Annotated in this window: 5 protein-coding genes; 3 read left to right on the top strand and 2 right to left on the bottom strand. The window is 51.1% G+C overall.

The window, feature by feature from the left end:
• Positions 1–308 precede the first annotated feature (308 nt).
• Positions 309–794 carry a hypothetical protein gene (locus H6F86_RS18650; protein ID WP_190450232.1) on the top strand — a complete coding sequence of 162 codons (486 nt, stop codon included), beginning with the start codon at positions 309–311 and terminating at the stop codon, positions 792–794.
• Between the two features lie 215 nt (positions 795–1,009).
• The gene (locus H6F86_RS18645; protein WP_347240671.1) at positions 1,010–2,827 is read left to right on the top strand and encodes an asparagine synthase-related protein; all 1,818 of its coding nucleotides are present in this window, start codon (positions 1,010–1,012) and stop codon (positions 2,825–2,827) included.
• 181 nt (positions 2,828–3,008) lie between these two features.
• Here H6F86_RS18645 and H6F86_RS18640 read toward each other — a convergent pair whose 3' ends face one another.
• On the bottom strand, positions 3,009–3,908 hold the full coding sequence (locus tag H6F86_RS18640; protein ID WP_190450231.1) for a protein-glutamate O-methyltransferase CheR: 900 nt from the start codon (positions 3,906–3,908) through the stop codon (positions 3,009–3,011).
• A gap of 154 nt (positions 3,909–4,062) precedes the next feature.
• Positions 4,063–5,217, bottom strand: a complete 1,155-nt coding sequence (locus H6F86_RS18635) for a universal stress protein (protein ID WP_190450230.1) — start codon at positions 5,215–5,217, stop codon at positions 4,063–4,065.
• A 191-nt stretch (positions 5,218–5,408) separates the two neighbouring features.
• On the opposite strand from H6F86_RS18635, the gene H6F86_RS18630 reads away from it, so the two are divergent.
• Positions 5,409–6,599 (top strand): glycosyltransferase family 4 protein, encoded by a 1,191-nt coding sequence (locus H6F86_RS18630; protein ID WP_190450229.1) that lies wholly within the window; start codon positions 5,409–5,411, stop codon positions 6,597–6,599.
• Positions 6,600–6,608 lie beyond the last annotated feature (9 nt).

Here is a 6,608-nt window from a genome sequence, read left to right as displayed (position 1 = left end):
CCTGAAAATCATGAAGGCATGGTTTATGTGGTCATGATTCGGTTGATGCTGAGGCGGTTAACAAACAACCGACGAACGAGGAACTTGAAACCTGCTTAACCAGCATTTACAAATACTTTCTCAATCCCTTTTATCAAGGGGTAGTGGGCAGAGGGATCGTAGTTTGTAGAGTGTCTAAAGTGAGTTGATGTTACCAATCGCTGATCGCTTCTTGTTGGCGTGAATCCTTTTCCCAGAAGCGTTGCAAGGATCAATCATAAATACTTATAATACTTTACATAAAGTTACAGAATCAGGACGACGCCATCATGGTTGGATTCATTAAAGGTCTCTTTGGAGCCAAGCAAACGGCGGAGACAGAATCGACTCCACCACCAGAAGCTGCGCCAAAACAGCCCAAGCCAAGACCCCAAGCTTTTTACCTCGACTCTGGTGATGCCAGAACTTTAGGCGACCTTGACTATATGCAAGCAGCGCGGGAAATTAAGCGATCGTTTCCCAAGACCCTCAATGGTGAGGTGCCAAAGTCAACCACGCTCGTGTCTTCTTTGCAGCGATCGCTGGCGCAGAAAGGACAAGAGATTGCTGCAAAAAGCATTCAAGCAGGTCTGATATCATCGCAGCAGGCGACTTTTGCGCCGCAGAAAACACCCGTCAGTGGCTGGACAGCACCGAAGGCTGACAGTGTACCCAAGGTTAAAGACCCCAAAGAGCGTCGCCGCAACGACACCAACCTGGATATGTTTCGGACGATGGCGCGGGATATCCAAAAGTCCAACAGCCGCAAGGATTGATGCTCGAAAGTACCAGAATCAAAGCGTGCTAGTTAGTGTAGCGATCTAAAAAACGGGGGATGGTTAGACACGATCGACTTCCAGGAGCCAGTGTTTAACCGTGGTTAGCATCGATGAACTTTTTAACCCGTGCTGATGGATGGAGACTAACTGACTATTGAGCAGTTATGATCCCAACTCCTTTAAGATCGCTCTATTGCACGTTGTAAGCGGTTGTGAAACGTTCTGAACAATGGTGGAAGCGCTGGTTGCCACAGCGATCGCAGCCAGCCACATTGCCTTCTCGATGGCAACTGGCATACGGTGCAGTGGATAGGGTCATTGGTGCGATCGCGCAGCCGATTGTTTGGCAGGATGAGCGGCTTGCTCTCATGTTTTTTGCTGATAGCAATGCCCCTGTTACGATCAGCGAGAGCCAGCGCTTTGTGGTCATGGGGGATGTTTGGTTGCCCGATCGTCTGACGCTGATGCAGCGATTAGGCATTGCGTCCCCTCTTGTAGAGAAGCAATCACAACCCAGTGACGATCGCTTGCTAGTCGCCCAACTGTGGGAGCAATACGGCACAGCCACCTGGGAAAAACTGACCGGAGCATTTGCGCTAGCAGTCTGGGATCGCGAACAACAGCAGCTTTACCTGGGGCGCGATCGGGCTGGCATTAATACCCTGTACTACACAATAGACGGTGCAATCCGTTGGATCGCGCCTCAATTCAGTGCGATCGCGCCCTACTGCTCTAGTGATCTCGATTTGGTGGCGTTGCGCGATTATTTGTGCTGTGCCTTTGTGCCTGGTGCACGTACCCTATGGCAACAGATACGAGAACTGCGTCCTGGCACAACTCTGCAATTGCCTAATGGCGACATAACAGCATATTGGCAGCTACAGGAACAGATTACTCATCTCGATCAATCTTTAGAATGGCATGGCAATCGCCTCCGTGCCTTGCTTGAGCAAGTGGTGCAGGAGTATCTGCCATCCGGAGAGCCTGTGGGTGCTTTTCTGTCTGGTGGGTTGGATTCTAGCTGCATCACCGCCCTAGCAGCAGAATTTCATGATGCACCGCTGCACACCTACTCCATTCATTTTGGTGCGGCTTGCCCTAACGAGCTGGAGTTTTCTAGCCTGGTTGCTCAGCACTGTCAGACTCAGCACCATGTGTTAGAAATTACCTTTAAGGAGCTGTGGGCTTACTTGCCTGAAACAATGGCAGCGCTGGATGACCCGATCGGTGATCCGCTCACGGTGCCGAACTTACTGCTGGGTCGGCTGGCAGCAGGTTCAGTGCACACAGTGCTGAATGGAGAAGGTGGCGATCCGTGCTTCGGCGGTCCCAAAAATCAGCCGATGCTTATTAATGCTCTTTATAGCAACGCTCTTAGTAAGTACACAATCGATCACAAGTCCCCCAATCACAACCCGAACAGCACGACGCAACAGGAGTCACTGCAAGCGTATTTGACCTCGTTTCAAAAATGCGCGACGGATTTACCGCAACTGCTTAAGCACGATGTTTGGTCAGCCGTGCGATCGGAAGCTTCTGTCTTTGAGGCAACGTTGCATTCAAACGATCGCTACCTGAATCGACTGATGGCGCTCAATATTCAGTTCAAGGGTGCCGACCAGATTTTAACCAAAGTACATAACCTGATGCATGCTGCTGGTGTTTACGGGCGATCGCCCCTCTTTGACCCACGTGTAATCGACCTGAGCATGACTATTCCACCGGCTTACAAGCTCTCAGGCGTTTACGAAAAAGCTGTGCTGAAACAAGCCGTTGCCGATTTGCTGCCAGACGCCATTATTCAACGTCCCAAGAGCGGCATGATGGTGCCAGTGCAACTTGGCTTTCGAGAACATTGGCAGCGGCAAGCCCGATCGCTGTTGCTCAGTCGTCAGGCAGCAATCGCCCCTTACCTCAATCAAGCGTTAATCCGCAACTGGCTAGATTACGAGGGCGACACGTGGGGACGCTATGGCGTCAAGCTCTGGCTTTTAGCAAGCTTGGAATACTGGCTGCAAGGGCGACGGTGAGGGAAGGGGTGAAGAAGGAAAGGGCGAAGAGGAAAGCAGGGGAAGGGGAGAGAGGTGAAGAGGTAAAGGGGTGAAGGTCTTGGGTAGCAAGTATTTCAGAGCATTAGTCAGAGCATTAGAGAGTAAGTGATCAAAGATCTGTGATGTCCTGTGAGACAGGCGCTCCGTTGCATGCCAACGTCTATAAATGGTTAACAGCAGAATGGGAATCAGGCGCTCTAGATTCTGCCAATTGGTTTTGATTCAGCCGATCGCGCACGTGAACCTTAGGCACTTTGGCAAAGAGGCGATGCGATCGGTTAATGGGCGTAAACAGAGCGGTATGGGTCAGCAGCATTTCTGCCTTGCCCAAAAACAAAATACCTGTGTTGCTGAGTGCGAAATGTAGCCGTGACAGAATGCGCGCTTGCATTTCGGCGTTGAAATACATCAGGGTATTGCGGCAAACCAGCAAATCTAGCCGCGAGATGGGGGCATCCTGTACCAAATTATGACGACCAAAGATTACTACACGGCGCAAGTCTGCCCGAAAGGTAAAGCGATCGCCGATCGGCTCAAAATAGCGGTTCCTTAACTCTAGCGACACAGCTTGCAGAGCTTGGAGGCTGTAGCTGGCATGACGAGCCTGATGCAATGCCGCTTCATCCACATCGGTGGCGTAAATTTTGACACGCTGCCGAAACGCACTTGCTCCCAGTATTTCAGTAAGGAGCATGACTAGCGTATAGGCTTCTTCTCCTGACGCACAGCCAGCACTCCACACGCGAATGGGTGTATCGGCAGACTTTAACGCTAGTAGTGAGGGCAGCACTTGCTCTTGCAAATAGCTCCATGCAGCCGCATCCCTAAAAAAACCAGTGACGTTGATCAAAATAGTACTGAGAAGGCTAGCAAACTCGTCTGGATGCGTTTCCAGGTAGGTTGTATAGTCCTCCAACGTGGCAATGCCTCTAACGTTCATCTGTTTTTGAACGCGCCGCTGCAAGCTCGATCGCTTGTAGCCCGAAAAATCAAAGCCCTGCGATCGCTTCAAATAGTCCAGTAAGGCAACAAACGATCGATCGTTATCACTGTTATTCACACCTTTCTAAAAAGAGAACCAGGATCAAAAAAGGTACTTTAACCGAAAATTACACCAATGCAAATTAAAAAGCCATACATTCTAGGCAGGTAATTACTTGTAGATGGCTGCATTGGTTATTGCCCTATCTTTGCCTGACGCTTGAAACGTTGCTTTAGTTAGCAGCAACGGCTGTTGTCCGGCAGAGCAAGACAGGACAGGGAGCATGGTGCAGCGTGTAGTCTTCAGTAGCGCTAAGGCGTGTATTTCGCAACGCGGGCGGTGGCTTGACCAGTAACTTGTCTTCTGGCTTTAAGCTATCTGGTTTTGGCTCGTCTGGTTTCGATCGCCGGAACGACTGTAATGTCAAGAGCGCTTCGCCAGCAGGAAAACGGAGCCAGCGTCGTGTCGCATTACCGCCCAACACAATCAAATCTACCTGCCGCTGTTGGGCAATTTGGCAGATTAGCGGTCCCGGATCGCCCGTTTGCCGCAGCGTATGAACGGTGACGCCTGGGCGGTTCAGTGCATCCTTTGCGTGTGCCAGCACTTGCTCACTCTGCTCTCTCTGTGCCTCTTGTAGCGATTGGTTTAGCTGCCAGCTTGGGGTCGGCGTGGCAAAGGGTCCAAACAAATAGTCAGCATTCAGCGGTGGTTGGGCGTAGAGGATCGTAATTTGCTGTACACCTGCTGGCAAAAGCTGATGAGCGGTAGCGATCGCCTGTTGGGTGGTAGAAGAGTCATTGACAACCAGCAAAAGGTGATGCAGGCTTGGCTCTGCTATGGATGCAGCACCACGAGCCACTAAAACGCTACAGGGTGCATAGCGAGCAATAATCACAGAAACACTGCCCATTAATCGTCCCAGGCGGTTGCTTGGACCCCGCGACCCAACACCAATCAAACCTGCCTGGATCGTACGGGCACAACGCAAAATCTCGATCGCGGGACGACCTTGCTTTACCTGAACGGCGATCGGCACATCTACTGGAAAGTGTGGGCGCAGAGTTGTCGCCAGCTCATCGCTACTAGGAAGTGCAGTAAGCTCCACGAGCATCTCTGAAGAAGCGTCAGCAGCAGGCGCAACTGGTGTAGACTCGGTTGCCTGGCTAGCAACAGGCGCTTGCTTGGTGGGTAACCGTTTAGAGCGACTGGAGCGACGTGGCTCTACTGTCAGCACCGTCACTAGCGATCGCCCATTGCCATTCTGCTGCGCCTGAAGAGTTTGGGCGATCGCAGCCAACAGTTTTTGAGCGACCTGAGCGCTAGGCGAACCATCGCTTGCCAGGAGGAACGGAGGAAAAAGGACTGGAGTTGTTGTCTGAGTCATTACTTTGGCCTCTTACCTCCATCATTGCATCAAGACGACTCCTCGCCATCACAGTTCCTTGCCGTAGTGCATCCTACTAGATTACGGTAACTTTTACGACTAAGTTACGCAAAATAGCTGTGCTGCCTAAGCTAGGCTAATGGAAAGGGCTGTGTAAAGTTAAACTAATCTCACTGTCGAGATAAGCGCCGATGAAGATTCTGGTACTGGCTTGGGAATTCCCGCCTCGTATTGTGGGTGGAATCGCTCGACACGTAGCAGAGCTATACCCTGAAATTGCCAAACAGGGGCACGAGATTCACCTGATCACCGTTGAGTTTGGGCAAGCGCCTCACTATGAAGTGGTCGATGGCGTATCGATCCATCGCGTTAGGGTTGGCGATAGCGCTGATTTTCTCCACTGGGTTTGCAATATGAATGACAGCCTCGGACAGCACGGTGGAAAACTATTGCTGGAAGAGGGACCGTTCGATTTGATTCATGCCCACGATTGGCTGGTGAGCGATGCCGCGATCGCCCTCAAGCACACCTTCAAAATCCCTCTCGTTGCAACTATTCATGCGACTGAATCTGGTCGCCATAATGGCATTTACACCGATGTCCAGCGTTATGTCCATACGAAAGAGCGACAGCTTGTCCATAATGCTTGGCGTGTCATTGTTTGTACTAACTATATGCGGTTGGAGGTTGAGCGCACCCTGGAAGCACCTTGGGACAAAATTGATGTCGTCTACAACGGCATTCGTCCCGAAAAAAAGCAGCGTAATCCAGACTTTGATTACTGGACGTTTCGCCGACGCTTTGCAGCTGACGAAGAGAAAATTACGTACTATGTGGGTCGTATGACCTACGAGAAAGGAGTCTCGGTGCTGCTTGATGCCGCGCCTAAGGTGCTGCAAGCGATCGGGCAGGCGGTGAAATTTGTGCTGATTGGCGGTGGCAATACCGAGTACCTGAAGCGCCAAGCCTGGGAGTTGGGCATTTGGAACCAGTGCTATTTCACAGGCTTTATGTCTGACGCTGACCTGGATAAGTTTCAAACTGTGGCTGACTGCGCCGTGTTTCCTAGCCTGTACGAACCGTTTGGTATTGTGGCGCTAGAAAGCTTTGCTGCTCGCGTTCCTGTGGTTGTTTCTGATACAGGCGGCTTACCAGAAGTGGTGCGCCATACAAAAACAGGCATTGTCACCTGGACAAACAATCCTGATTCACTTGCCTGGGGCATTTTAGAAGTTCTGCGGCATCCTGGTTACGCACAATGGCTAGTAGATAACGCTTATGCAGATTTGAAACATCGCTTTGATTGGTACAAGCTGGCACTGCAAACAGAAGCAGTCTATGGGCGCGTGCTGCACGAGCGATCGCAAGTTGTTTGGCTCTAAGTTCGTTTC

Source organism: Phormidium sp. FACHB-592, from assembly GCF_014695795.1.
Lineage (GTDB): Bacteria > Cyanobacteriota > Cyanobacteriia > Leptolyngbyales > Leptolyngbyaceae > Stenomitos.
Note: the sequence above shows the minus strand (reverse complement) of the source record. Positions and strands in the feature narration are given on the sequence as shown.